The organism is Acinetobacter albensis (genome assembly GCF_900095025.1).
In the GTDB taxonomy this organism is placed as follows: domain Bacteria; phylum Pseudomonadota; class Gammaproteobacteria; order Pseudomonadales; family Moraxellaceae; genus Acinetobacter; species Acinetobacter albensis.
On the sequence record NZ_FMBK01000008.1, the window covers coordinates 162,364 to 187,424 of the forward strand.

At 39.6% G+C, this 25,061-nt stretch carries 23 protein-coding genes and 4 tRNA genes; 23 read left to right on the forward strand and 4 right to left on the reverse strand.

The features are described 5' to 3' along the window. Positions 1-178 precede the first annotated feature (178 nt). Positions 179-859: a hypothetical protein gene (locus GA0116959_RS08370; protein WP_092720157.1), complete on the forward strand. Its 681-nt coding sequence runs from the start codon at positions 179-181 to the stop codon at positions 857-859. 52 nt (positions 860-911) lie between these two features. Here the strand turns inward: GA0116959_RS08370 and fadA are convergent, their stop codons facing one another. Beyond that, a complete protein-coding gene (gene fadA, locus GA0116959_RS08375) occupies positions 912-2,084 on the reverse strand; it encodes an acetyl-CoA C-acyltransferase FadA (RefSeq protein ID WP_092720158.1) in 1,173 nt (390 codons plus the stop codon). A 12-nt stretch (positions 2,085-2,096) separates the two neighbouring features. Next, a complete protein-coding gene (fadB, locus tag GA0116959_RS08380) occupies positions 2,097-4,250 on the reverse strand; it encodes a fatty acid oxidation complex subunit alpha FadB (protein ID WP_092720160.1) in 2,154 nt (717 codons plus the stop codon). Between the two features lie 538 nt (positions 4,251-4,788). Between fadB and uvrC the strand changes: the two genes are divergently transcribed. From uvrC to pgsA, 3 genes are all read left to right on the forward strand, one after another. Beyond that, positions 4,789-6,588, forward strand: a complete 1,800-nt coding sequence (gene uvrC / locus GA0116959_RS08385; RefSeq protein WP_092720161.1) for an excinuclease ABC subunit UvrC — start codon at positions 4,789-4,791, stop codon at positions 6,586-6,588. Positions 6,589-6,694: 106 nt separating this feature from the next. Continuing rightward, positions 6,695-7,489 (forward strand): thioesterase family protein, encoded by a 795-nt coding sequence (locus GA0116959_RS08390; RefSeq protein ID WP_092720163.1) that lies wholly within the window; start codon positions 6,695-6,697, stop codon positions 7,487-7,489. A 108-nt stretch (positions 7,490-7,597) separates the two neighbouring features. Next, positions 7,598-8,185, forward strand: coding sequence for a CDP-diacylglycerol--glycerol-3-phosphate 3-phosphatidyltransferase (gene pgsA, locus GA0116959_RS08395; protein WP_053579349.1), 588 nt, complete (start codon positions 7,598-7,600; stop codon positions 8,183-8,185). 477 nt (positions 8,186-8,662) lie between these two features. Here pgsA and GA0116959_RS08400 read toward each other — a convergent pair whose 3' ends face one another. Together GA0116959_RS08400 and argH are read right to left on the reverse strand one after the other, a co-directional pair. Then, complete coding sequence (locus tag GA0116959_RS08400) at positions 8,663-8,935, reverse strand: oxidative damage protection protein (RefSeq protein ID WP_092720165.1); 273 nt, start codon at positions 8,933-8,935, stop codon at positions 8,663-8,665. A gap of 11 nt (positions 8,936-8,946) precedes the next feature. After that, positions 8,947-10,377: an argininosuccinate lyase gene (argH, locus tag GA0116959_RS08405; protein WP_171256891.1), complete on the reverse strand. Its 1,431-nt coding sequence runs from the start codon at positions 10,375-10,377 to the stop codon at positions 8,947-8,949. Here argH and GA0116959_RS08410 point away from each other — a divergent pair. From GA0116959_RS08410 to GA0116959_RS08500, 19 genes are all read left to right on the forward strand, one after another. After that, positions 10,368-11,522, forward strand: a complete 1,155-nt coding sequence (locus GA0116959_RS08410; RefSeq protein ID WP_092720167.1) for a sensor histidine kinase — start codon at positions 10,368-10,370, stop codon at positions 11,520-11,522. The two genes, argH and GA0116959_RS08410, sit on opposite strands and share 10 nt — an antisense overlap. A 52-nt stretch (positions 11,523-11,574) precedes the next feature. Further along, entirely contained in the window at positions 11,575-12,315 is a 741-nt protein-coding gene (locus tag GA0116959_RS08415) for a LytR/AlgR family response regulator transcription factor (RefSeq protein ID WP_053579353.1), read from the forward strand. Between the two features lie 107 nt (positions 12,316-12,422). After that, complete coding sequence (gene hemC, locus GA0116959_RS08420) at positions 12,423-13,340, forward strand: hydroxymethylbilane synthase (RefSeq protein ID WP_092720169.1); 918 nt, start codon at positions 12,423-12,425, stop codon at positions 13,338-13,340. Further along, positions 13,341-14,120 (forward strand): uroporphyrinogen-III synthase, encoded by a 780-nt coding sequence (locus GA0116959_RS08425; RefSeq protein WP_092720171.1) that lies wholly within the window; start codon positions 13,341-13,343, stop codon positions 14,118-14,120. Next, positions 14,117-14,959 carry a hypothetical protein gene (locus GA0116959_RS08430; protein ID WP_092720173.1) on the forward strand — a complete coding sequence of 281 codons (843 nt, stop codon included), beginning with the start codon at positions 14,117-14,119 and terminating at the stop codon, positions 14,957-14,959. The genes GA0116959_RS08425 and GA0116959_RS08430 overlap by 4 nt, the downstream gene beginning before the upstream one ends. Positions 14,960-14,966: 7 nt before the next feature. Next, positions 14,967-16,160 carry a hypothetical protein gene (locus GA0116959_RS08435; RefSeq protein ID WP_092720174.1) on the forward strand — a complete coding sequence of 398 codons (1,194 nt, stop codon included), beginning with the start codon at positions 14,967-14,969 and terminating at the stop codon, positions 16,158-16,160. 11 nt (positions 16,161-16,171) lie between these two features. Continuing rightward, on the forward strand, positions 16,172-16,600 hold the full coding sequence (locus GA0116959_RS08440) for an acyl-CoA thioesterase (protein ID WP_053579358.1): 429 nt from the start codon (positions 16,172-16,174) through the stop codon (positions 16,598-16,600). Positions 16,601-16,743: 143 nt separating this feature from the next. Beyond that, positions 16,744-17,070: an H-NS histone family protein gene (locus GA0116959_RS08445; RefSeq protein WP_053579359.1), complete on the forward strand. Its 327-nt coding sequence runs from the start codon at positions 16,744-16,746 to the stop codon at positions 17,068-17,070. 170 nt (positions 17,071-17,240) lie between these two features. Then, complete coding sequence (gene gspN, locus GA0116959_RS08450; RefSeq protein ID WP_053579360.1) at positions 17,241-17,987, forward strand: type II secretion system protein N; 747 nt, start codon at positions 17,241-17,243, stop codon at positions 17,985-17,987. Further along, entirely contained in the window at positions 17,984-18,829 is an 846-nt protein-coding gene (locus GA0116959_RS08455) for a type II secretion system protein N (RefSeq protein WP_053579361.1), read from the forward strand. Before gspN ends, GA0116959_RS08455 begins: the two co-directional genes overlap by 4 nt. A 39-nt stretch (positions 18,830-18,868) precedes the next feature. Continuing rightward, positions 18,869-21,136, forward strand: coding sequence for a type II secretion system secretin GspD (gene gspD / locus GA0116959_RS08460; protein ID WP_092720176.1), 2,268 nt, complete (start codon positions 18,869-18,871; stop codon positions 21,134-21,136). Positions 21,137-21,204: 68 nt separating this feature from the next. Continuing rightward, on the forward strand, positions 21,205-21,933 hold the full coding sequence (locus tag GA0116959_RS08465; RefSeq protein WP_092720178.1) for an FHA domain-containing protein: 729 nt from the start codon (positions 21,205-21,207) through the stop codon (positions 21,931-21,933). Positions 21,934-22,025: 92 nt separating this feature from the next. Further along, positions 22,026-22,700 carry a phosphoglycolate phosphatase gene (locus tag GA0116959_RS08470; protein WP_092720180.1) on the forward strand — a complete coding sequence of 225 codons (675 nt, stop codon included), beginning with the start codon at positions 22,026-22,028 and terminating at the stop codon, positions 22,698-22,700. A gap of 110 nt (positions 22,701-22,810) precedes the next feature. Next, positions 22,811-24,304 carry an anthranilate synthase component I gene (trpE, locus tag GA0116959_RS08475; protein WP_092720182.1) on the forward strand — a complete coding sequence of 498 codons (1,494 nt, stop codon included), beginning with the start codon at positions 22,811-22,813 and terminating at the stop codon, positions 24,302-24,304. 98 nt (positions 24,305-24,402) lie between these two features. Beyond that, a tRNA-Thr gene (locus GA0116959_RS08480) sits at positions 24,403-24,478 on the forward strand. Positions 24,479-24,533: 55 nt separating this feature from the next. After that, positions 24,534-24,617: transfer RNA gene (locus GA0116959_RS08485), tRNA-Tyr, on the forward strand. Between the two features lie 40 nt (positions 24,618-24,657). After that, positions 24,658-24,733: transfer RNA gene (locus tag GA0116959_RS08490), tRNA-Gly, on the forward strand. Between the two features lie 15 nt (positions 24,734-24,748). After that, positions 24,749-24,823, forward strand: a tRNA-Thr gene (locus tag GA0116959_RS08495). Positions 24,824-24,968: 145 nt separating this feature from the next. Continuing rightward, positions 24,969-25,061: GTP-binding protein (locus tag GA0116959_RS08500; protein ID WP_017397055.1), on the forward strand; the 93-nt coding region annotated here is incomplete at its 3' end.

A 25,061-nucleotide genomic window follows, 5' to 3' on the forward strand; every position in this document is an offset into this window, starting at 1 on the left:
ATTATCTTAAGTAGCTTTTATGAACCGAGAAAAGCAGTCTTTTTCCTTAGTTTTAACTGCATCATCTTTTTTTCTTTAGCTACAACAGTTGTAACTCCTGCTCGTACTTATGATTTATGTACGTTTTATAACTGATTTGAAAGTATAATATCTTTAGAAAAATTCAAAAGTTATGAGAATGAATAAACTATTTTTAATTATGATAATTTTTTTACTTACCGCTTGTTCAAGTCTAGAAGTGGAAACCCATAATTCTTTAGAAAAAAGAGTGCCAAATATCTCAGTTAATACTATAAATGTGGAAACTAAAGTTGATTTAGAAGGAAAAGATAATGCGGATAGTATACAAAAAGTAATTGAGCTTGAGGAAGCTGATGCATTAGGTGAAGAATATGTATTTTTTCCTATTGCTAAAAAAATAGTGAAAAATAAGACAGCAGTTTATGATGCTCCACTCAATGGTAAAATACTAAAAATATTAAATAAAGGTAGTGAAGTCCTTATTTTTGATCGTAAAAATAATTGGGAAAGAATAACGATAGAAAATGATTCACCTCAATGGATTAATATTAAAGATTTATGTAGTAATGAAAATTGCCATAACGTAGATAAAAAAAAGACAGAATCTAAGCAGATAGCTGTAAAAAATATTAGCCATTTAAAAAAATCTGACCAACTTAAAACTAATAATTATAAATCACATACTATATCTAAATCGAAGATAAATTATTCTAAAAATAAATCAGCTAATATTTATAATAATAGCTGTTCTTGTACAGTAATTGATTATTGTGTAGGGCCAAGAGGTGGACATTACTGTATAACCAGTGGCGGTAATAAACGATATTTACCAAGATAAAAAGAACCCCGCAATACGCGGGGTTCTTTTTATCTCAGTATTTAATTAAACATTAAACACGTTCGATAATGGTCGCGATACCTTGACCCAAACCAATACACATGGTCGCAAGACCAATTTGCGTATCTTGTTGTTCCATCACGTTCAACAACGTCGTTGTAATACGCGCACCAGAACAACCCAATGGGTGACCCAATGCAATCGCACCACCATTTAAGTTAATGATGTCTTGCTTCTCATATACGCCTAAGCCTTTCATGACCGATAAGCCTTGAGCAGCAAATGCTTCGTTTAACTCGATGGTTTGAATATCTGCCATGGTGAAACCTGCACGTTTAAGCGCTTTTTGCGTTGCAGGTACTGGACCATAACCCATAATCGCAGCATCACAGCCTGCAACCGCCATAGAGCGAATGACAGCACGTGGCTTAAGACCTAAAGCTTGAGCGCGTTCAGCAGACATCAGTAACATTGCAGAAGCACCATCAGACAACGCTGAAGAGGTTGCCGCAGTGACAGAACCACCTTTCGGGTCAAATACAGGACGTAATGAACGGAATGCTTCAATGTTGGCATCTGGACGAATCACTTCATCGATGTCACACAGAATTTTGAAGCCATTTTGATCATGACCTTCAACACCCACGATCTCATTTTTAAAACGACCTTCTTGCGTTGCAGCCCAAGCGCGGCGATGAGATTCCACACCAAATGCATCTTGTTCTTCACGGGTAATGCCGTTCATACGACCTAACATTTCAGCGGTTAAGCCCATCATGTTAGATGCTTTTGCATAGTGTTTAGATGCTTCTGGGTTCAGGTCGATGCCGTGCATCATCCCAACGTGCCCCATGTGCTCAACACCACCAATAATGAATACATCACCTTGGTTGGTTGCAATTTGCGCTGCTGCCGTATGAATAGACTGCATAGATGAACCACAAAGACGGTTAACAGTTTGACCTGCAACAGTTTTTGGAAGATCAGCCAATAATGCAATGTTACGACCAATATTCATGCCTTGTTCTAGGGTTTGATTGACACAACCCCAGATCACATCTTCAACTTCATTGGTGTCGAATTGGTTACGAGCAACTAAAGCACGTACAAGTTCAGCAGATAAGCTGTCTGCACGTACATTGCGGAACATACCGTTTTTGGTTTTACCCATTGCAGAACGTACACCATCAACGATGACAACGTCACGCGGATTTAAAGTAGCCATTCACGTTGCTCCTTAACCGTAGAATTTTTTGTTGTTAGCTGCCATGTCACGCAACATTTGTGGCGCTTCATAAGCTTTACCTAAGTGTGCGTATTTGTCGCAAAGTGCTACGTATTCAGCTACACCTGTTTGGTCGATATAACGGCATGGACCACCGCGGAATGGAGGGAAACCCACACCCATAATCATCGCCATATCTGCTTCAGAAGGCGTTGCCACAATGTTGTCTTCCAAGCAACGAACTGTTTCGTTACAGAAAGTCAGCATCATACGGTCAATGATTTCTTGAGCATCAAACTCATGCTTTTCAGTAGTCGCCATTGATGCAACAAGCTCATAAGCTGTTGGATCGATGGTTTTCGCTTTTTTACCTTTACGATCAAGCTCGTATTTGTAGAAACCAACGTCGTTCTTTTGCCCCAAACGTTTGTTTTCATACATCAGCTCAATAGCGCCTTTAAAGTCTGGCTTCATACGGTCTGGGAAACCTTCCGCCATCACTTCTGCACCATGAACACCAGTATCAATACCGACAACGTCGATCAAATACGCAGGACCCATTGGCCAGCCGAATTTTTCCATCACTTTATCAACTTGCTGGAAGTCAGCACCGTCTTTAAGCAATAGGTCAAATGCACCGAAGTAAGGGAACAATACACGATTGACCAAGAAGCCCGGGCAGTCGTTCACCACGATTGGTGTTTTACCCATTTTTTGGGCAAGAACCACAGTGGTTGCAATCGCTTCAGCAGAAGTTTTTTCACCACGAATGACTTCAACCAAAGGCATCATATGCACTGGGTTAAAGAAGTGCATACCCACAAAGTTTTCAGGACGTTGTAAGCTTTCAGCTAAACGAGTAATTGAAATCGTTGAGGTGTTTGATGCAATAATGGTGTTTTCACGAACTGATTTTTCAGTATCTGCAAGCACAGCCGCTTTAATCTTCGGATTTTCAGTCACCGCTTCAATTACGATATCCACTTCTTTAAACTCATCTAAGCTTAAAGTTGGACGGATACGTGCAAGGGTTTCACCCATTTTTGCAGGTGTCATTTTTTTGCGTTCAACTTGTTTGGTCAACAATTTGTTCGCTTCAGACATACCGAGTGCAAGTTGCGGGTTACCAATATCTTTCATGATAATAGGTGTGCCTTTGCTGGCTGCTTGATAAGCAATACCACCACCCATGATACCTGCGCCTAGAACAGCCGCTTGGTTGACAGGATGCGCACCTTTTTCATGTTTTTTAGAGGTTTTTTTCACAATTTGGTCATTGATGAATAAACCAATCAATGCACCTGCTTGTGGCGTAATCGCAGCTTTTGCAAAACCTTCTGCTTCTGCTTTTAATGCTTCGTTACGTGGAAGGCTTGCACCTGCTTGTAAAGAATCAAGAAGAAGTTTTGGTGCAGGATATTGTGCAGGATTTGCTTTAGCGAGAACCGCACCTTTAGCGCTATTGAATGCCATCATTTGTTCTAATGGATTCAATTTCACAGGATCTAATTTTTCTTGGCGTTTTGCTTTCCAATCAACACGACCTGCAATCGCTTGTTTAACTAGGTCAATCGCAGCGTCTTGCAGTTTATCAGCAGCAACCACTGCATCGACAGCACCATCTTTAAGTGCAGCAGCGGGACGTTTAGGGTTCGCCATTGCCATCCATTCAACGGCATTGTCGATACCAATCACGCGGCTTAAACGAACAGAACCACCGAAACCAGGGAAAATCCCGAGTTTAATTTCAGGTAAACCGACTTGAGCTGCTTCTGACATGACACGGTAGTCACAGACCAAGCACATCTCAAAACCACCGCCCAATGCAATACCATTGATTGCAGCGACTTTAGGAATGTTTAAATCTTCAAATGCGTTGAAGATGTCGTGAACAGGCATGACCCAATCCACAATTGCTTTTTCGCCTTGAGAAAAGTTATCACCGAATTCAGTGATGTCTGCACCGACAATAAATGTAGATTTAGCAGAGGTGACGATTAGGCCTTTAACGTCGTTATTGGCTTTAACCGCATCAATTGCAGCTTTAAAATCTTCAATTGTTACACGGTTAAATTTGTTGACCGACTCACCTTGTAAGTCAAAGCGGAATTCTGCAATTCCGTCCGAAAGCATTTGGACGGTAATGGCATTGCCAGCGTGGATCATGCCTGATCTCCTTTCTTTTGGAGGACTTATTTAAGTGGATGTTTTGAAGCCTGTACGTATTTTTGACGCACATCGAGCTTCACTAAGCTTACGATAACTATATCTAAAAAGAACATAACAAGTTGTATCAAGCCGTGACGCAATGGTCATCAATTTATTTGAGTAAATCTTGTTAAGAAATGACTTTATTTTTGTCATATTTTTTAAAAATGTAGTGATCTTTCTGTTTAAATTAAAGTTTTTTAATTAATTGGGCTTTAGTTATATCGGATATAAGCTTTAAATTTCAAGTTATTTATCGCTTTGTTTTAGTCAAATAAGTCAATATAGAAAAATGTTGAGTAAGATTTAAACTGCTTTCAATATCATAAGCAGTAAGATCTTAACTAAAATATTAAACCAAGACGACGATTTTTACAGAGTAATGGGCGTGTACAAGCTTGGGTCGATTACGGTAAACGTACCGAATTGGCTTGAAAAAATCAGTAAAAGCATCACATCATGTATAAAGCAAAGCTCATTGTAAATAAGGCTGAATGTGAACGAAAAAGCGCGTGCAAATATTGAAAAAATTTTAGCCAATATGACCACTTTGCCTGGTATTTATCGAATGCTGGGTAAAGAAGGTGAGTTACTGTATGTCGGTAAAGCCAAAAATCTAAAAAATCGCGTATCCAGTTATTTTGTTAAAACCATTGAGCATCCTAAAACACAAGCATTGGTCGCACGGATTTATCATATTGAAACGCTGGTGGTGCGTTCTGAAACCGAAGCCCTCTTGCTTGAACAAAATCTAATTAAGCTCCATCGTCCGCCTTACAATATTATGCTGCGCGATGATAAGTCGTACGTCTATATTTTTGTGTCGAGTGACAAACCTTATCCACGTATTGCAGCAGGGCGTGGTAAAGGCAAGCATCAGGTGGGTAAATTTTTTGGGCCTTATCCGAGTGCTTATAATGCCCGTGACACTTTATTGGTTTTACAAAAGCTATTTAATGTGCGGCAATGTGAAAATAGTTATTTTTCACAACGTAAACGTCCATGTTTGCAATATCAAATAAAACGCTGTACCGCACCTTGTGTGGGGCTGATTTCGTCTGAAGAATATAATGAAGATGTTAAAAATTCGATTCGCTTTTTACAAGGTGACACCAAAGAACTCAATCAAGAATTGATTGCCAAAATGGAAGCGGCGGCCGAAACCTTGGAATTTGAAAAGGCGGTCTTTTATCGTGACCGTATGGCCTTACTACGTGATGTGCAGTCGCAACAAGCCATTTATAAAGTCAAAGGTGAAGCTGATATTCTGGCCATTGCCTATTATGCAGGTGTGACGTGTGTGCAGATCATGCATGTCCGTAATGGTAAAATGTTGGGCGGTAAAAGTTATTTTCCTGATATGTGGGGTGAAGATTTAGGGCAAATGTTATCTGACTTCATGGCTAACTTTTATTTTCAGGTGGCAGATGAAGTTCCAAGTGAGCTGATCATCAATACCGAATTGCCCAATACCAAAGAACTTGAAGATGCAATCCAACAAGAATTTGCTCAGAAAGTACAGATTAAACACAAGGTGCGAGAAACGCGTGCCGAGTGGCTAGAACTGGCCAGTATGAATGTTCAACATGCGATTAAAGGTCAATTGGCCAATCATTTTGAATTGAATGAGCGTTTTCATCAGCTTGAACAGGTGCTGGGGCGACCCGTAGATCGGATTGAGTGTTTTGATATTTCACATACCATGGGTGAAGCCACCATTGCATCTTGTGTGGTATTCGATTCGGGTGGTGTGCGTAAACGAGATTATCGTCAGTTTTCGATTGAAGATATTACGGGTGGTGATGATTATGCTGCTATGCGTCAAGCATTAACGCGACGTTATAAAAAAGCCATGCTGCCTGATTTGTTGCTGATTGATGGGGGCAAGGGACAATTGCATATGGCCATGCAAGTGATGCAGGACTTAGGGCTCGAAGCCTTTATGGTGGGCGTATCCAAAGGTGAGGGACGTAAGCCGGGCTTAGAAACCTTACACTTTACTGATGGTACAAAAATTCAACTGCCCGAAGACCATAAAGCGCTGCATTTGATTCAACAGATTCGCGATGAAGCACATCGATTTGCTATTACCAAACATCGGGCCAAACGAGATAAAAAACGTGGCGGCTCTGTGTTGGAAGTTATTCCCGGATTAGGTCCAAAACGTAGACGTGATTTATTGACGCATTTTGGTGGGATTCAGGGAGTCTTAAAAGCGTCAGAAAATGACTTGAAATTGGTTCCAGGTCTAGGTGCGGTGATGGCACGTACGATTTATAAAATTTTACATGAATAAAAATTTGAACATGGCCAAAAAGTACATTGACGCCCGAGTCATTGGTCATTTACACGCTTTAAAAATCAGTAAAAGATAAAATTATAGAAAAGCTGTAGGATTGAAAATGTCATTGAGTCAATTATTTACGGAAATTGAACAAACGGAATGGGTCAATATTCCTTCAGGTTGGTTGCAAGGACGAACCATTTATGGAGGATTGGTCGCAGGCATCTTGATGCATAAGGCTTTAATCACCATTGCTGACTCAGCAAAATATTTGCTCAGTACCAGCATCACCTTTGTTGGACCAGTACAAGAAAGTAAAGCTCGTCTCACGGCTGAAATTCTGCGACAGGGCAAATCGGTGACCACCATTGAAGTGCGCTTATGGCAAGATGAAGCGGTACAAAGTATTTTAATTGCCAGTTTTGGAACGCAACGTGCATCAAGCATTCAAGTCCACCAAGAATGTATTGCGCCGGATTATCCAGCCCCAGAACATTTGGTTAAACCTCTCCAGCATGAGGCAATGCCACAGTGTTATCGGCAGTTTGATGTCTCTTGGGCAGAAGGTCAATATCCATGTACAGCAAGTGAAACACCTGATTTTGGTGGTTGGTGTCGTTTTAATCCTGAGCAGCATGAAAACCGCGAATTTAGTGTCGCCGATTTAATGATTTTAATGGATATTTGGCCACCTGGGGTATTGCCTATGTTTAAGACACTGGCACCTGCCAGTTCTCTCACTTGGCATGTCACCTATGTCCACCCCGTACAGCATCAATTACAGGATTGGTTTAAATATAAAGTATTTACAGATTATGCTGCAGACGGCTATTCCACTGAATCTGCCCATCTTTGGGATGCTGAAAACCGACTGATTGCTATTTCCAGACAGACCGTGACCGTGTTTAGCTAGTGACACTGTATAGCAATTCGTATAAAGTGAGGCTGAATTAACGATGAATCAATTCTCGAAATATGTGTGGTTTTTCATCGTACATAAAGGGGAAAATTGGCGGTGTCTATGACTACAGGTCGCATCCTGAATATTCCAAATATCTTGACTTTGGCACGTATTGGTTTAATACCTGTTTTTTTAGCTGTGGCTTATTGGCCACCTGCAATGGGTATGGCTGAACACGATACAGACATGACACGTCATGTTATTTTAACTGCTATTTTTGTCGTGGCAGCTGTAACAGATTGGTTTGATGGCTATTTGGCGCGAACACTTAATCAAACTTCAGCTTTTGGGCGCTTTTTAGATCCTGTTGCAGACAAGTTGATGGTTGCCGCAGCCTTAATAGTGCTAGTGCAATGGCAACCGAGTATTTCGATGGCCTTCGCTGCCATTGTGATTATCTCGCGTGAAATTACCGTTTCAGCACTGCGTGAATGGATGGCAGAGTTAGGTGCACGTACCAATGTGGCTGTCTCTACGGTCGGTAAATACAAAACAGCTTTTCAAATGATCGCAATTTCAGTGTTTTTACTGAATTGGCAGCCGCTTGATACTTTGGCTTATTTGTTGCTGTACACCGCCGTTATTTTGACTTTATGGTCGATGTTTATTTATTTAAAAGCAGCATGGCCATATTTGAAACAACCTTAATACCTTGATCTATCCAGTATAAATAAAACGTCCAAGTGGGCGTTTTTTTATTTTATTTTTTATGAAAAAATGGCGATTAGGAATAAAAAAAATCCTAGATTTTGGGGGAAATCTAGGATTGAAATCGAACATATTTCTATTCTTATCAAGATGTTTAACCATCTCGTTGAAAACAAGTATAAGCAGACTAAAAAATAAAATCATGTACCTTATTGTGTTGGAATGTATTGTTTTATTGAGAAGTGTATATTCGCTTTACAGTTATTTCTAAATGTTAAAAATTGATTCAAAAGCATCCATATTTTCAAAATTAAACAGCATTCCAGTGATGGTTTTTTTAGGTCTAAATAAAAAAGCCCCACTTGAATGGAGCTTTTTGTGCAAAGGGATCGCTAACTTAACTTATATGCTCGATATTTTTAAATCAACATGATTTAAAACTTAAGCAAGGGCTCATCAGAAAAATGAATAAGATTCTTATTTTTCTGCTGTCCAACCTTCTGCTTTTTCAACGGATTCATCATTGCTAAAGAATTTTTCACGTTGTTCTTCAAGAAACTTTTTTGCATCAGCTTCAAACACATTTAATCGTTTTTCATTAATTAAAGTGGTTTGGTGCTTAAGCCACTCTTGCCACGCTTGTTTAGAGACAGTGTCAAAAAATTCCTGACCCTTTGCACCGGGGAAAGGTGCAAAGTCTAAACCGTCCATGTCGGTTTGATACTTACGGCAAAAAACTTGTCGAGACATCTTATTATTCCTTAAGCATAAATTTTTTCTAAGCGCGTATAAGCACGGGCAATTGCTGCTTCTACTTGAGCAGGTGCAGTTCCACCAATGTGGTTACGTGCATTTACAGAAGCTTCGAGCGTTAATGCTTTTTCAAATACATCTTCAGAAATTAAATCCGAAAATTGTTGGAGTTGTTCAAGGGTCAGTTCAGATAAATCTTTAGATTCAGCCACACCCAATGCGACTGCTTTACCCACAATTTCATGTGCGTCACGGAATGCTACGCCATTTTTTACCAAATAATCGGCTAAATCGGTTGCAGTTGAGAAACCACGTAGCGCCGCTTCACGCATAATGTCAATGTTTGGCACCAGTGCAGGAATCATATCGGCAAAAGCCATCAATGAACCACGAACTGTATCAATCGCATCAAATAAAGGTTCTTTATCTTCTTGATTGTCTTTGTTATAGGCCAAAGGTTGACCTTTCATTAACGTTAATAAGCTCATCAAGTCACCATACACGCGACCCGTTTTACCACGAATAAGCTCTGGGACATCTGGATTTTTCTTCTGCGGCATAATCGAAGAACCAGTGCAAAAACGATCTGGAATATTCACAAATTTAAACTGTGCTGAAGTCCACAAAATCATTTCTTCTGACATACGTGATAAGTGCATCATGATGAGTGATGCGGCCGCATTAAATTCAATGCCGAAATCACGATCAGAAACCGCGTCGAGAGAATTCTCACAAATATCTTCAAAACCGAGTAACTGCGCAGTATAAGCACGGTCAATCGGATAGGTGGTTCCGGCCAAAGCCGCGGAACCCAGCGGTAAGCGATTGACGCGTTTACGGCAATCGATTAAACGCTCGCTATCACGAACCAACATTTCAAACCAAGCCATCAGGTGATGACCGAAAGTGACGGGTTGTGCTGTTTGCAGATGAGTAAAGCCCGGCATAATAGTGGTGGTGTTTTTCGCGGCTAAACTTAAAATACCTTTTTGTAATTTTTCTAATAATTTTAAAATGGCATCAATTTCATCACGTACATAAAGACGAATATCCGTTGCCACTTGGTCGTTACGGCTACGCCCAGTATGCAGTTTTTTACCTGTAATACCGATACGTTGAGTCAGGCGAGACTCAATATTCATGTGCACATCTTCTAGGTCAATACGCCATTCAAAATTGCCCGCTTCAATGTCTGCTTGAATTGCGGTTAATCCAGTAATGATGTCATCACGTTCTTGCTCGGTGAGTACGCCAACTTTAGCCAACATGGTGGCATGTGCAATTGAACCCGCGATATCTTGTTTATAAAAGCGTTGGTCAAATTGTACAGATGCTGTAAATTCAGCAACAAAAGCGTCAGTAGCTTCAGAGAAACGACCGCCCCACATACCCGAAGTTTGGGATTGTGACGGATTTGAGGAATTAGAAGATGTGGTCATGTCGGCTCAATAAGATAAAAAGCATTAGAACGAAAAACAGTATAACAAATTCAGCTTCACTTGCCGAAGGACAAGATGATCAAACTTTTGCACATACGTTAGAAAATAAGACATATGCCTACTTTTTTACCAAAATTGGGCATTGGCAACATTTAATTGAATTGTTTATTGCCAGTAATATTTTAGCCATGATTTTGGCTTTGGCTGAAGCACAATCTTGGGAAAATTTAAGTTTAGTTCGTGTATTACAACATGTTTTATTTATTAATTGGGTTTTATTGGCTTTTGCTGCTTTAATTGAGCTTATACAAAGAACAACACGCCACTTAAGTTTGACTCAAAACTTATTGATGGGTTTTATTTTGCTGCAACTGATTATTTTTTCGACCACAGTCATCATCAATGGACTGTTGCATTTTGGCCAAAATTTTCAAATTTCTCATTTAAATTTAAGCGTTTTATGGGAAGGTGTTGTATTAAATCTGAGTTATGGTGTATTGATCGGTGCTTTTTGTTTTCGTTATCTTTATTTACGCGAACAGTGGATTCGACAACAACATAGTGAGTTAAACGCACGTATTCAAGCCATGCAAGCGCGTATTCATCCGCATTTTTTATTTAATAGTTTAAATAGCGTCATCAGTCTGATTGGCAGTGATCCTGACAAAGCAGAACAAATGTTGTTGAATTTATCGCGTTTATTTCGCGCCAGTTTTCAGGAATTAAAATTAGTTAAACTTAAAGATGAAATCGAATTGTGCCAACATTATTTGGCCATTGAGCAGATACGATTAGGTGATCGGCTAAAGGTAGAGTGGAAATATCAGCCAGAAGTCCTTCATTCTGATATACATATTCCTTTATTAACTTTACAACCTTTGGTTGAAAATAGTATTTTTCATGGAGTTGAAAAATTTTTAACACCGAGCACAATTAATATATTGGTCGAAATATTGCAAAATCAAGTCAATATAGTCATTACTAACCCGCATATACAGGATAAAATAAATTTACGACAAGGGCATGGTATTGCCGTTGAAAATGTGAAGCAGCGTCTTAAAGCATATTATGGACGGTCTGTTGTTTTTCAAACTTATGCAGGAAAGGGAATGTTTACCACGGTGGTGCAATATCGTTATAAATAAAATGCATGCTTAACTTATAAAAAAAATGATGTGGACTGTGAAAGGAGGAGAAATGGACATCCTAATTTGTGATGATGAGCCTCTTGCCGTAGAGCGTTTATCACGATTGGTCACGCAGCTTGGACATGAAGTCGTTGCTACTGCAAGTTATGGTCTTGAAGCTATTGAAATGGTTAAATTTTATGAACCAGATGTCATACTTCTAGATATTCAAATGCCTGAAATGGATGGTTTGACTTGTGCGCAGTATTTGCGTCAACTCGATCCAATGCCCGCCATTATTTTTTGTACTGCTTTTGATGATCATGCATTAGATGCATTTAAATCACATGCAGAGGGCTATTTATTAAAACCAGTCATGCAACAGGAATTGCAACAGGTTTTAGATCATTTAACCAAATTGACTCAAGCACAAATGAGTACATTAAAACAAAAAGAAGATATGGACGAATCGAATATAAAACGTCAGCAAATTGCTGCGAAAACATACCGTGGTGTTGAATTGGTGCCAGTCGAAAATATTTATTATTTTTTGGCAGATCAAAAATATGTCACTGTACGTCATGCGAATGGCAATGTATTGATTGATGAAACTTTGAAAGATTTAGAAAATGAATTTGGTGATCAATTTGTTCGAATCCATCGCAATGCTTTGGTTGCTGTGCATTTTTTGGATGGGTTGGAATTAATTAGTTCGGGGCAGTATCAAGTGCGTTGTCGTGGCTTGGAGGAGCGTTTGGCAGTGAGTCGACGTCATTTGCCAAACTTAAGGGAAAGAATACAAAAAATATAGCATCTTTAGATCTGTTTTAAAGAAAAGTAGAGAGATAAATTTACTTGCTTTTTCTAATGGGCAGGTTAAGTTTACAATACTGCAATTATTGACTGTATCTAAAATTTATGAAGATTTTGAAGATTGCCACTCGACAAAGCCCTCTTGCATTATGGCAGGCTGAACACATTCGTGCCCGTTTAGAGGCCATGCATGCCGATCTTAAAGTTGAGTTGGTCACTTTTGTGACCCAAGGTGACAAAATCTTAGATACGCCTTTAGCCAAAATTGGGGGTAAAGGTTTATTTGTTAAAGAACTAGAAGCAGCTTTGCTCGATGGTCGGGCAGACTTGGCTGTGCACTCTATGAAAGATGTGCCTATGGCTTTGCCAGAAGGTTTAAGTTTAGCTGTCATTTGTGAACGTGAAGATCCACTTGATGCGTTTGTATCAAATACTTATGCTTGTTTTGATGAACTCCCTCAAGGTGCAAAAGTTGGAACCTCGAGTCTGCGCCGGAAATGTCAAATTTTAAAACAACGTCCTGATCTAAATATTATCGATTTACGCGGTAATGTGGGTACACGTTTATCTAAACTGGATGCAGGACTATACGATGCCATTATTTTAGCCAGCGCAGGATTAAAGCGTTTGGGATTAAATGGGCGTATTCGTCATACTCTTGATGCTACCTTAAGTTTACCTGCAGTGGGACAAGGTGCGTTAGGTTTGGAGTGTCGTGAAGCCGACCAAGCTGTATTGGATCTGATTTTACCGCTTCTACATGTGGAAAGTGATCTTTGTGTACGGGCTGAACGTGCTTTTAACGCATATTTAGAAGGTGGGTGCCAAGTTCCGATTGCAGGTTATGCCACTTTACATCAGGATCAAATTCAGATTGAAGGTCGTGTGGGGAGTTTTGATGGAGCGACATTACTAAAAGTCAAACTAAGTGGTCCTGCGGAAGACGCACAGCAATTAGGAATCACCCTTGCACAAAAATTGCTTGAGCAAGGTGCGGGTGATTTACTGAAATCTTTTTATTAAATGTTGTTTATCAATAGTCGTCCTACAGACCGTGCAGAAAAATTGAGTCATGCCTTGCGTATGGCTCAAGTCGAAGTTGTTGAATTGGCTTTGTTGGAATTATTAAAGCGACCCTATTCCAATGAATTAGCACACTTATATCAACAATTGCCTATGGCTCAGATTGTCGTTGTGGTTAGCCCAACGGCTTTAAGACTAGGAATGGACTATTTAAAACAATCTTCAATTTCATTAAATGAAATTAATCAACTGCAATGGATTGCGGTGGGTGATGCAACCGCTCAAGCCTTGGCAGATTATGGGATTACTGCTGAAGTGCCTTTGGTGGAAACTTCAGAAGGCATGTTGCAGTTACCTATTTTAAATCACCTAAAGAGTGGGACAAAGATTGCTTTTTGGCGTGGCGAGGGTGGTCGCCTGTTCATGATGGAACAGCTTAAGCAACAGAATATGCAAATTCTGAATTTTATTTTATATGAACGTCGTTGTCCTTTACTTACACAGCAAAATTTTCCTCAATTTATTAGTAAATTAGCACCATATTCAAGTTACATCATGTTGATCAGTAGTGAAGCAAGTTGGTTGAATTGGCTGGATTTGATGCAGGATCAAGAACAATTACTTTCAAAAGCTCATTATTTTGTTTTAGGGGAACGCTTGTATCAAGTTGTTTCAGATTATAAGAAAAATCACTTAGCATGTTTTAATGTCAGCCCATTATCCGATTTAAAAGCAGATTCAATTCTGCAGCAGATTGCAGTTGTGCAAGGGACCACATGAAGAAAATTTTTATTTTATTATTGGGTTTGAGTTTGGTCTGGATGGTAAAGCTCAGTTATGACGTATTTAAACTTAATACACAACAGACAGAACTCAGTAATACTTTGCATCGAATTGAACAAAGCAATGCAAATTTAAATGATCAAATGGTGTCTTTACAACGCCATATGAATGTAAAAGATGGCACCGTCAATCCTGCAGCAGAAACAGCAGCACATTTAAAAATAATTTCAGAATCCAGTATAGATCCCATAATTGTTATTAAGCAGCAAGTTGATTTAATTGAATTTATGCTGAAACAACAAAAAACCAATGAAGCTTTAGAGAGGTTGATGCTTCTCGAGCGCAATATTGAACAATATGCTCTAGCCCCGTCCTTGAAGCAAAGTTTGCATGAAGTAATCAAAAAAGATCAGCAAGTGATTCAACAGTTTGCCAGTGCCCGAATAGCACAGCAGACCAAAATTAATGTATTAATCCATCAATTGGATCAAGCTTTAGCTGAAGAAATAATGTATCCGCAGTTAAAGACAAATACGTCACAACGCGAATATTTTTGGCAGCGCTGGTTGGTGATTGAGTCTGCAAAACAACCCGCAACAGCATTAATTCAACGACCATTAATTCTCAAAGAGGCGCAGCTCAGATTATTATTGGCGCAGCATGCTTTGCAACAGGGGCAATATTTAGAGTATCAACAAGCCTTGACTGAAATTATCAGTTTACTGAATGCTTTACCCGATGAAAAAACCCATCAAATGATTCAAAAAATCCAAAAAATAAAAGGATTGAGTGTTATTCCAACCCCGATTTTAAATACACGTGAACTTTTGGGATAACAAATTCATGAAGCAAATTTTACAGGCTTATGTATTTATTGGCCTCATTATCGTCGCGCTACTCAGTATTTTAAGTTATGGCTATGGTGCAGGTTACATTTATATATATTGGCGCGAATTACAAATTCAAACCAATATTTGGGTACTCTTTGTTATTTTAATGAGTCTTGCACTCAGCATGCAGTTGCTCTGGCTAAGTATTAAACGTTACTTGAGTCAGCAACAGCGCAAAATAGAAACAGTTTTCAATTTTAAAAATTTACATCCTTATGAGCAATTAGCCGTGGTTTGGTTGTTGGAAGCTGCCGAAGATCAACAAGAATTTATTCAAAGTGTGTTTTCCCAATCAGGTTTATTAAAAGGGATTATTGATTCACGTTTGTATTGGATGCAGCATCAATATCCAGAAGCTTTGGCTGCCTTAAATCAAACCAATCCAATGGCATTTGAGCTGGCTGAAATTCAACGGATTGAAATTTTTCTTGCACAAAATAACGGAGAGCAAGCATTAACGCATTTAGAATTTCTAAATCAGCATGAACTTTCGCCGTGGTTAAATGAAGTCAAAAGTGCTTATGATTTACGTCTAACCAGTTTATGGGGAAAGTTTGCAATTCAATTTCCATGGATGTATTTGCGTTCAACTAAATATGGACATTTAGGCGAAATAAAAAAACAAGAATGGTTACAACAGTTGTTATTAAACTTTGATCAACCTGATATCGAAAGTTTACAAAATTTGCAACAACGATATTTAGACTTGGGAGGTCAAATATATAATCGCAACTATACAATAAAAATGTTGTGGTTAAAGGTATTATCCCGAATCCCTGAAATGAGTGAGCAGCATGAAGCATTAGCCTTGCATTTGCTTGATCAGCAATTTAATCAAGATGTTTTCTATTTTTGGTTCCAGCAGCAGTTATTAAAGCAAAATCCTGATTATTTAAATATTGAAGAGCATATTGATTATTGGGAAAATAAATATCCAGCCTTGCCGATATTTAGCTTTGCAAAATGGCATGTATATACGGCCACTCGTCGTGAAAAAGAAGCCAATCAACTACTTGAATTATATCCTGATAATATCCTGATGAATTATTTAAGAATTAAATCAACTTTAAATGGTCAAGATGATTTAATTCAGCAATTAAATTTAATTTTTGAAAATAATTCAAATTTCGTAGAAATGAAAATATAAAGGTAAAGTCGATGTTAACCCTTTTAGATTATCCTATTATTTATCAACAGCAGGTGGCTTGGGGAGATATGGATGCCTTTGGACACGTGAATAATGTTATATATTATCGTTATATGGAAAGCGCACGAATTGATTATATGAATAAGCTCGATATTCTTCGAGAAGATATTTATACCGTTGTTGCATCAAATCAGTGCAAATATATGCGTCCAGTATTTTATCCAGATCAGCTTAAAATCGGAGTGCGTGTAGAGGAAGTTCGTAGTAGTGCATTTCGTATGAGTTATTTATTATGGAGTGAGCTACAGCAACAGGTGGTAGCAACTGGTGATGCCGTTATTGTGTGTGTAGATAAAGTAGAAATGCAAAAAATAAAAATACCAGATAATATAAGAAAAAGATTAATTGAAACTGAATTGAAGGTTAATCATCAGATTTAAAAATAATATAAGGATAGAAGTCAGTAAATGATTAAATCAGTTTGAGTATTGTTGTTTATTTAAACTTTTTTATTGAATATTTTAAATAATAAAAATATTATGTGCGAGTTGATTAAATAAATATAAAACCTAGTGGAGTTAATATGATGCCAGATATTAGTAATTTATCTGTTGAAGAGTTAAAGCGTTTGCAAGTTGAAGCAGAAGCGTTAATTGTCTCTAAAAAAGATCAAGCGATTGAAGATGCTTATCAAAAAATTGCAGATATTGCTGATGACGTGGGTTTGTCGATTGAACAAATTTTAGAGTTTGGTGCGACTAAACGTAAAAAGACGGTTCGTAAATCTGTAGAGCCACGTTATCGCAGTAAAAATAATGGAGCAGACACGTGGACTGGTCGTGGCAAAAAACCACGTTGGTTGGTTGCAGAGCTAGAAAATGGTGCAAAATTGGATGATTTTTTGATTTAATTTAAAAATTCATCAGATCGTCATTCAAGTCGATTAAGCTCAAAAAACCAAGTATGAATACTTGGTTTTTTTATATCTTTGAATTGGTGTTCCGATAAAAATGTGCATAATGTGTATAAAGACAAAATGAACACTCAAGGAAGAATAATTGATATGTGGGTCATAATGGGATGATAACGAAACCCAAATCCTTGACGTGGTGGATTTTCGCCATCAGCGTTTTTTTAATTTTTGTAGTGCTCCAAATTCCGGCAGCTTGGTTGATCTCAAAATTTTATAAAAATAATCAGGTTTTACAAAATGTCAGCGGTAATATTTGGCAAGGACAAGCAGATTGGCATAAAGGGAACTTAAAAGGCTCACTCAGTTGGAAAACACGACCGCTAGATTTATTCTTGCTCCGTCTAGGGGCGGAAATAGAAGTTCATAGTGGGAATACACAACTGGATGGAGTTGTTGGGTATGGCTTTGGTAAAAAAATTATTATTCGTAATTTAAATGGTCAGGTTGCACCTGAAACCTTAAAAAGTGTGGTGGATTGGCAATGGCCCACCAATGCCATTCAATTGCGTGATATTCATTTTAATTTTAAAAAAGAACAGGGTTTTGCACAAGCAGAAGGTACATTGCAATGGGCCGGTGGTAACTTGGTTTACAGCTATGCTCAAAGACAAGAGCGTATGACCATGCCTTCGTTGCAGGGAAAATTATCAGATGAAAACAGTCAGTTGATCTTTGAAATGGGAGATCTGCGTGGACAAAAATTGATTGCACTCGCATTAGATAAAGACTTGATGCTAAATGTGCAACTGACTCAGCGTTTACTGCTTAATATTCCGTCTTATCAAGGTAAGGCAGGTTTAGATACTTATGTCATTAGTTCACGACAGCCTTTATTAAAAGGTGGTAGCGAATGAATGATTGGGTTGAAAAAATTCAACAATTAAATTGGAAACAAGCAGATCGCATAGCCCCTGTTTTATTGGGATTGTTGATTGTATATTTATGCTGGAAGTTGGCGAATATTTTTTGGTTGGTGCTGGCTTCGCCTCAAGTTATGCAGATAGAACGTGTTGAATTGGGCGCTCAGCAAACGTCAGTTCCGAATATTTCTTCATTTGCATTATTTCAGGAAACGGGACGCACGGCAGCTGCAGATGAAAATATTAATCTGATTTTGCAAGGTGTGGTTGTGGGCTATCCAAGTCAGTTTTCTTCTGCCGTGATCAAAGTGAATGATATGGCCGATCGCTATCGAGTCGGAGAAAACATTGCTAACTCAGCATATCAATTGGCCGAAGTTTACTGGGATCGAATTGTATTACGTCAAAGTAATGGCACCATCCGTGAATTAAAATTCAAGGGAATCGAAAATGGGCTTGATCAGACGATTGTTCCGCCAGTGACTTCGCCTTCTGGTTCGGCGGATGCACCATCAACAGAAACAGCTCAAAATCAACAAAGTAACGCTTTAGGGCAAGCTGTACAAAAAATACAGCAAGACCGAGAACAATATTTAAAAGAGATGGGCGTCAATACAGCAGGTGAGGGTTATGAAGTGACCTCCAATACGCCTGCTGCATTGCGCACCAAACTCGGATTACAGCCGGGTGATCGTATTGTTTCCTTAAATGGTCAAGCTGTGGGACAGGGGCAAAATGATGCTCAGTTGTTAGAGCAAGCTCGACGTGAAGGTCAGGTCAAGTTAGAAATAAAACGTGGTGATCAAGTGATGACCATACAACAAAATTTTAAGTGATATATCGTCACATTAATGGGTTAGGAAGCACGGAATTTTATGGCTTTATTTAATCAGCACCGTCCAGTTTGGGCCTTATTTGCGGCTGCACCGCTTATTGCTATGGTGAGCACCACGAGTCACGCTCAAACATGGAAAATTAATTTACGTGATGCTGACTTAACTGCATTTATCAATGAAGTCGCAGATATTACCGGTAAAAATTTTGCTGTAGACCCGCGTGTGCGAGGTAATGTTACTGTTATTTCAAATAAGCCTTTAAATAAAGCAGAAGTCTATGATTTATTTTTAGGTGTACTCAATGTAAATGGTGTGGTGGCGATTCCATCAGGCAATACCATTAAACTGGTGCCAGACAGTAATGTAAAAAGTTCAGGTATCCCTTTTGATGCCAAGCAGCGCGCTACGGGTGACCAAATTGTGACTCGGGTGATCTGGCTTGAAAATACCAATCCGAATGATTTAATTCCTGCTCTACGCCCCTTAATGCCACAATTTGCGCATTTATCTGCAGTGGCGGGGACCAATGCTTTAATCGTATCGGATCGTGCCAATAATATTTATCAATTAGAAACGATTGTTCGTAATTTAGATGGTACAGGGCAAAATGACATCGAGTCAGTGGCTTTGCAATCCAGTCAAGCTGAAGAAATGATTGGTTTGTTGGAATCGATGAGTTCTACGGGTGCGGCACGAGATTTAAAAGGCTCGCGCATTAGAATTATTGCCGATAACCGTACTAATCGTATTATTTTGAAAGGCGATATGGCAACGCGTAAGCGTATCCGCCAAATGATCGAGATGCTCGATGTGCCTGCAGCAGACCGCTTAGGTGGCTTAAAAGTTTTTCGCCTGAAATATGCCAGTGCAAAAAATCTGGCTGAGATTTTACAAGGTTTGGTCACAGGTCAATCGGTTGCTAGTTCATCCAACTCCAATAACACTTCTTCCAATGCCAATACTTCATCAAATAACATGGGCAATAATAGTTCCACAAATTCAAATGGTAGTAGTGCCTCTACCATTTCTACCCCAAGTATTAACTTGGGAAGTGGTTCGAACAATACCAATCAAAACAGTATTACCAGTTTTAATGCCAATGGGGTCAGCATTATTGCCGATGACAGTCAAAATGCGTTGGTGGTCAAAGCCGACCCACAGTTGATGCGGGAAATTGAATCGGCCATTCAACAACTGGATATCCGTCGTCAACAGGTGCTGATCGAAGCAGCTATTATTGAAGTTGAAGGCACAGATGCAGATCAATTGGGTGTGCAATGGGCATTGGGGGATTTAAGTAGTGGTGTTGGGTTAATTAACTTTAGCAATGTGGGTTCGAGTATTGCAGAGCTTGCGGCAGGTTACGCAACAGGTGGAGCTTTAGGCGCTGCTGCCAATTTAGGCACAGGCACCTCTTTGGTTTTGGGCGATTACCGTGAAGGTGCGGATGGTTCGCGTAAACTCTATGGTGCGCTCATTCAGGCACTTAAAAGTAAAACCAAGTCTAATTTGCTGTCTACGCCTTCTATCGTGACGATGGATAATGAAGAGGCTTATATTGTGGTGGGGCAGAACGTTCCTTTCGTGACAGGTTCGGTTGCAACCACGACAGCAGGAATTAATCCCTACACCACAGTTGAACGTAAAGATGTCGGTGTTACCTTAAAAGTAGTTCCGCACATTGGTGAAAACGGTACAGTTCGTTTGGAAGTAGAGCAAGAAGTTTCTGCTGTGCAGCCCAAAGGCGAGGCTCAGGATTTAATTACCAGTAAACGCGCCATTAAAACCTCTATTTTAGCAGAACATGGTCAGACCATTGTTTTGGGAGGATTAATTTCTGATAACTCGATTCATAGTCGACAATCAGTGCCGGGTTTAGGCTCTATTCCTGGTATTGGTCGTTTGTTTAGAGCAGATGCAAAATCCAATGAAAAGCGTAATTTGCTGGTCTTTATTCATCCAACAATTGTGGGTGATAGTAAAGACGTGCGTCGTTTGTCGCAGCAACGTTACAGTCAACTGTATAGTTTGCAGTTGGCTATGGATCAAGATGGTACTTTCTCAAAATTGCCTGAAAATGTTGAAGATATTTATCAACAACGTATTCCTGTAACGTCTTCAGTACCTAAAGTTGCTCCTTATCAGGCTGTTCCATCGGGTGGGTCGATACCTGTGAAACCTACTGTATTCACTACTCCAATTGCAATTGAGCCAGTGGTACAAAAACAGGCAGTACAGGTTCCGAAATCAGAAGTTGAGAAAACCAAAAATACTGTAACCACGACCACCATTCGTTCAGGTTCTTAACAGAGTGGTTAAAAAGTTAAATATTTACCGTGATATGATAAGAAAAATCGGAAAGAGAAGTACATTTCATGACTTGGAAAATACAAGCAATTACGGGTGAATTGACGGGACAAGAAATCAGTATCGACCGTGATATGTGGGTCGGCCGTCATCAAAGTGCTGATATTGTATTGCAGGCTGCGGAGATATCACGCAAGCATGCTGCTTTTTTGCTCAAAGATCAGGTTCTTTGGGTGCAGGATTTACAATCTTCAAATGGTACTTTTGTAAATGATTTACAGATTGAGCATGACACCTTATTAAAACAAGGGGATATTGTACAATTTGCCAGCTTAAAATTTTCAGTTCTTGAGCCTGCAAAAAATATTGAAACAGAGCCGCTTGAGCCCGTTCATATTGTGGTTAATCCAGTTGTAGAAACTGACACTATTTTAACGCAGCAACAACCATCAGAAGCAGTTGCTGTTTCTGAAACCGCAGCAATCCAAGCTCAGGAGCCGCCTAAAACTGCGGCACAGCAAATGAATGAACAGGGTATGCCTGAACTCAAAGAGCGTGACAGTCAGATGAATGTCACACGTGATGGTCTGCCAACCAATGTTGGTATTCCAAAACCAGCGCCTATTCCAGAAGGAATAGAAGTCATTGCACAGCCTGAACCAGAAGCAATTGCGTTTGAAGAACCCGTATCTCGTGTTGAGCTTGAAAAAGTTGAACGTAAAAACGCCTCTGTGGGTTTGATTTCGATTATCGCGTTGATGATTTTTGCATTCATTGCTTGGTTGTTATTTAAATAAGCATGCTTAAAATTTACAATTAAGGCATGCAATCGCATGCCTTAATGCTATATAGCGATATGCGTTAGTATAATGATGATAAGAGGAAGAAGATGTCTGTAGCAAATCTGGCAAATCGTGAACTGCTTTTGTTCGATTTGGATGGTACTTTGGTCGATTCTGCCGCTGACCTGTATCGTGCCATGAATATGAGCCTGAATACTTTACAATTACCCTTGGTCACCGAACATCAGGTCAGAACTTGGATTGGTAAAGGTACAGCAGTGTTCTGTCAGAGTACTTTGCAGTATTTAACAGGGCAGGTCGACCCTGCACAACATCAACAATTATTAGACACTTTTTTAGATATTTACAATGCTGAACCCTGCGTTGATACTCAACCTTTTGCGGGAATTGTAGACTTTTTAGAATGGGGTATGAAGCATAACAAAAAAATGATTTGCGTCACCAATAAGCCTGAGCAGCCTGCACGTATGATTATAGACGCTTTGGGTTTAAATCAATATTTTGTGGATGTGATTGGTGGAGATCGTTTTGAAGAGCGTAAACCGCACCCACGTCAGCTTTTATTTTGTGTAGATCACTATCAGCTTGCAAAGGAACAAGTGCTGATGATTGGTGACTCAAGCAATGATGTTGAAGCCGCACGGCGTGCAAGGGTAGATTGTATTGTGGTGAGCTATGGCTATAATCATGGTGAAGATATTCAAAATTGTCAGCCGCAGCAAGTGGTCGATAATTTGATAGAATTGTTGTTGGAAGCTTAAAAAGGGGCAGTGCAATGAGGAAGTATATGATTTTTCGATGGCGATTCTAAAGCAGATAACACCGAAGCACACATAAATACGCCTATTTAAAAACATATATAGAGAAACTCATGACCACTCAAATTCAATTCGATCATTTAAAATCTGCTGGTTATAACCTCATCCCTGTCTATCGTCAGCGCTTGGCTGACACTGAAACACCCTTATCTGTTTTTGCGCGTTTTAAGCAGCATGAACAAGCTTATTTGTTTGAATCGGTTGAAGGTGGCGAAAACTGGGCGCGCTATTCTATTATTGGGTTGGGTGAGTCGACGGTTTTTTCATGTAATGAGGGTGTGCTTACGGTTCAGCATGCCGATGGTTCAATTGAAACTCAAACCTGTAGTGACCCTTTTGAATATATTCGCAATTTCCAAGCTCAATTTCATGTGCCGACTCAACAGGATTTGCCTGCATTGCCGAGCTTTACGGGCGGATTGGTTGGTTATTTTGGTTATGATGCAGTGCGTTATATTGAGCCACGTTTAACCAATGTGCCAGAAGCCGATCCTGTGGGGTTGCCTGATATTTGGATGATGCTATCCAAAACCGTCATTGTGTTTGACAACTTAAAAGATACTTTATTTTTAATTGTGCATGCTGATGTCAACGATTCAGAAGCATATAATAAGGCACAACAACAGTTAGATCATTTAGAAGCCTTGCTAGCAGAGCCGATCAGGCTACAAGCGCAAAAGCATACTGCACCGCATTTTGAGTCGCTTACAGGGAAAGATAAATATCTGGAATCGATTGAAACGGTTAAAGAGTATATTCGGGCGGGAGATGTCATGCAGGTGGTCCCAGGGCACCGGATGGTTTCAGATTTTGATGGTGAGCCGCTACAGGTATACCGCGCTTTACGACATTTAAATCCATCACCGTATTTATTTTTGGTACAAGGGCAAACTTTAGACAATAAAAAACCGTTTTACATTGTGGGATCTTCTCCAGAAATTTTATCTCGTCTGGAGAATGGTATTGCAACGGTACGTCCTCTTGCGGGAACACGTCCACGGGGTAAAACCAAAGAAGAAGATTTGGCGTTGGAAAAAGAGTTGTTGTCTGATGAAAAAGAAATTGCAGAGCATTTGATGTTGATTGATTTAGGGCGCAATGATGTCGGACGCGTGTCTAAAATTGGCAAAGTACAAGTCACAGATCAAATGGTGATTGAGCGTTATTCACATGTCATGCATATTGTTTCGAATGTACAAGGTGAAGTACGTGACGATATTGATGCATTAGATGTTTTTAAAGCCACTTTCCCTGCAGGAACCTTGTCGGGTGCACCGAAAATTCGAGCCATGGAAATTATTGATGAAGTTGAACCGGTAAAACGCGGTGTTTTTGGTGGTGCTGTCGGTTATTTGGGTTGGCATGGTGAAATGGATATGTCGATTGCGATTCGAACCTGTGTGATTCGTGAAAATAAGGTCTATGTGCAGGCGGGTGCAGGGTTGGTCGTGGACTCAAATCCTGAATCTGAGTGGAATGAAACCCAAATAAAAGCACGTGCAGTGATTAAAGCGGTTGAATTATCGTCAAACGGATTGATTTTATAAGTTTTTGAGTATTTTTATTAAAAAAACACTTGCAAGGATTCAGGGTTTTGCTAAACTGCACACCGTTCCGATACGAAACGTACGAAACACTAAGAAACGCCGGCATAGCTCAGTTGGTAGAGCAACTGACTTGTAATCAGTAGGTCCACAGTTCGAATCCGTGTGCCGGCACCATCTTAGATTGTTGAGTGGTTAAGTAAGAGAATGGCACTGATAGTAAGTGTAAAGTGGTGAGGTTCCCGAGCGGTCAAAGGGGGCGGACTGTAACTCCGCTACGAAAGTTTCGAAGGTTCGAATCCTTCCCTCACCACCAATTTTAAGACTTCAGTAAGTGGTTTTAGTACCAACATCGTGCGGGAGTAGCTCAGTTGGTAGAGCGGCAGCCTTCCAAGCTGCATGTCGCGAGTTCGACCCTCGTCTCCCGCTCCATTGAAGCGAAAATTTGCTCTTATAGCTCAGTGGTAGAGCACTCCCTTGGTAAGGGAGAGGTCTCCAGTTCAAATCTGGATAAGAGCTCCAAATATACAGTTTAGTGATTGATTCACAAATTTTTAAAAAGCAGACTTATTAGTCTGCTTTTCAAGTATTAGGTGTTTCATTTTTAGGCGACATGTCGATGCTGAGTTGTTTAAAACCGTGTTCGACGTAAACGAGGAAGATCATCATGGCTAAGGCTAAGTTTGAACGTAATAAGCCACACGTAAACGTGGGTACAATTGGTCACGTTGACCATGGTAAAACAACTTTAACAGCTGCA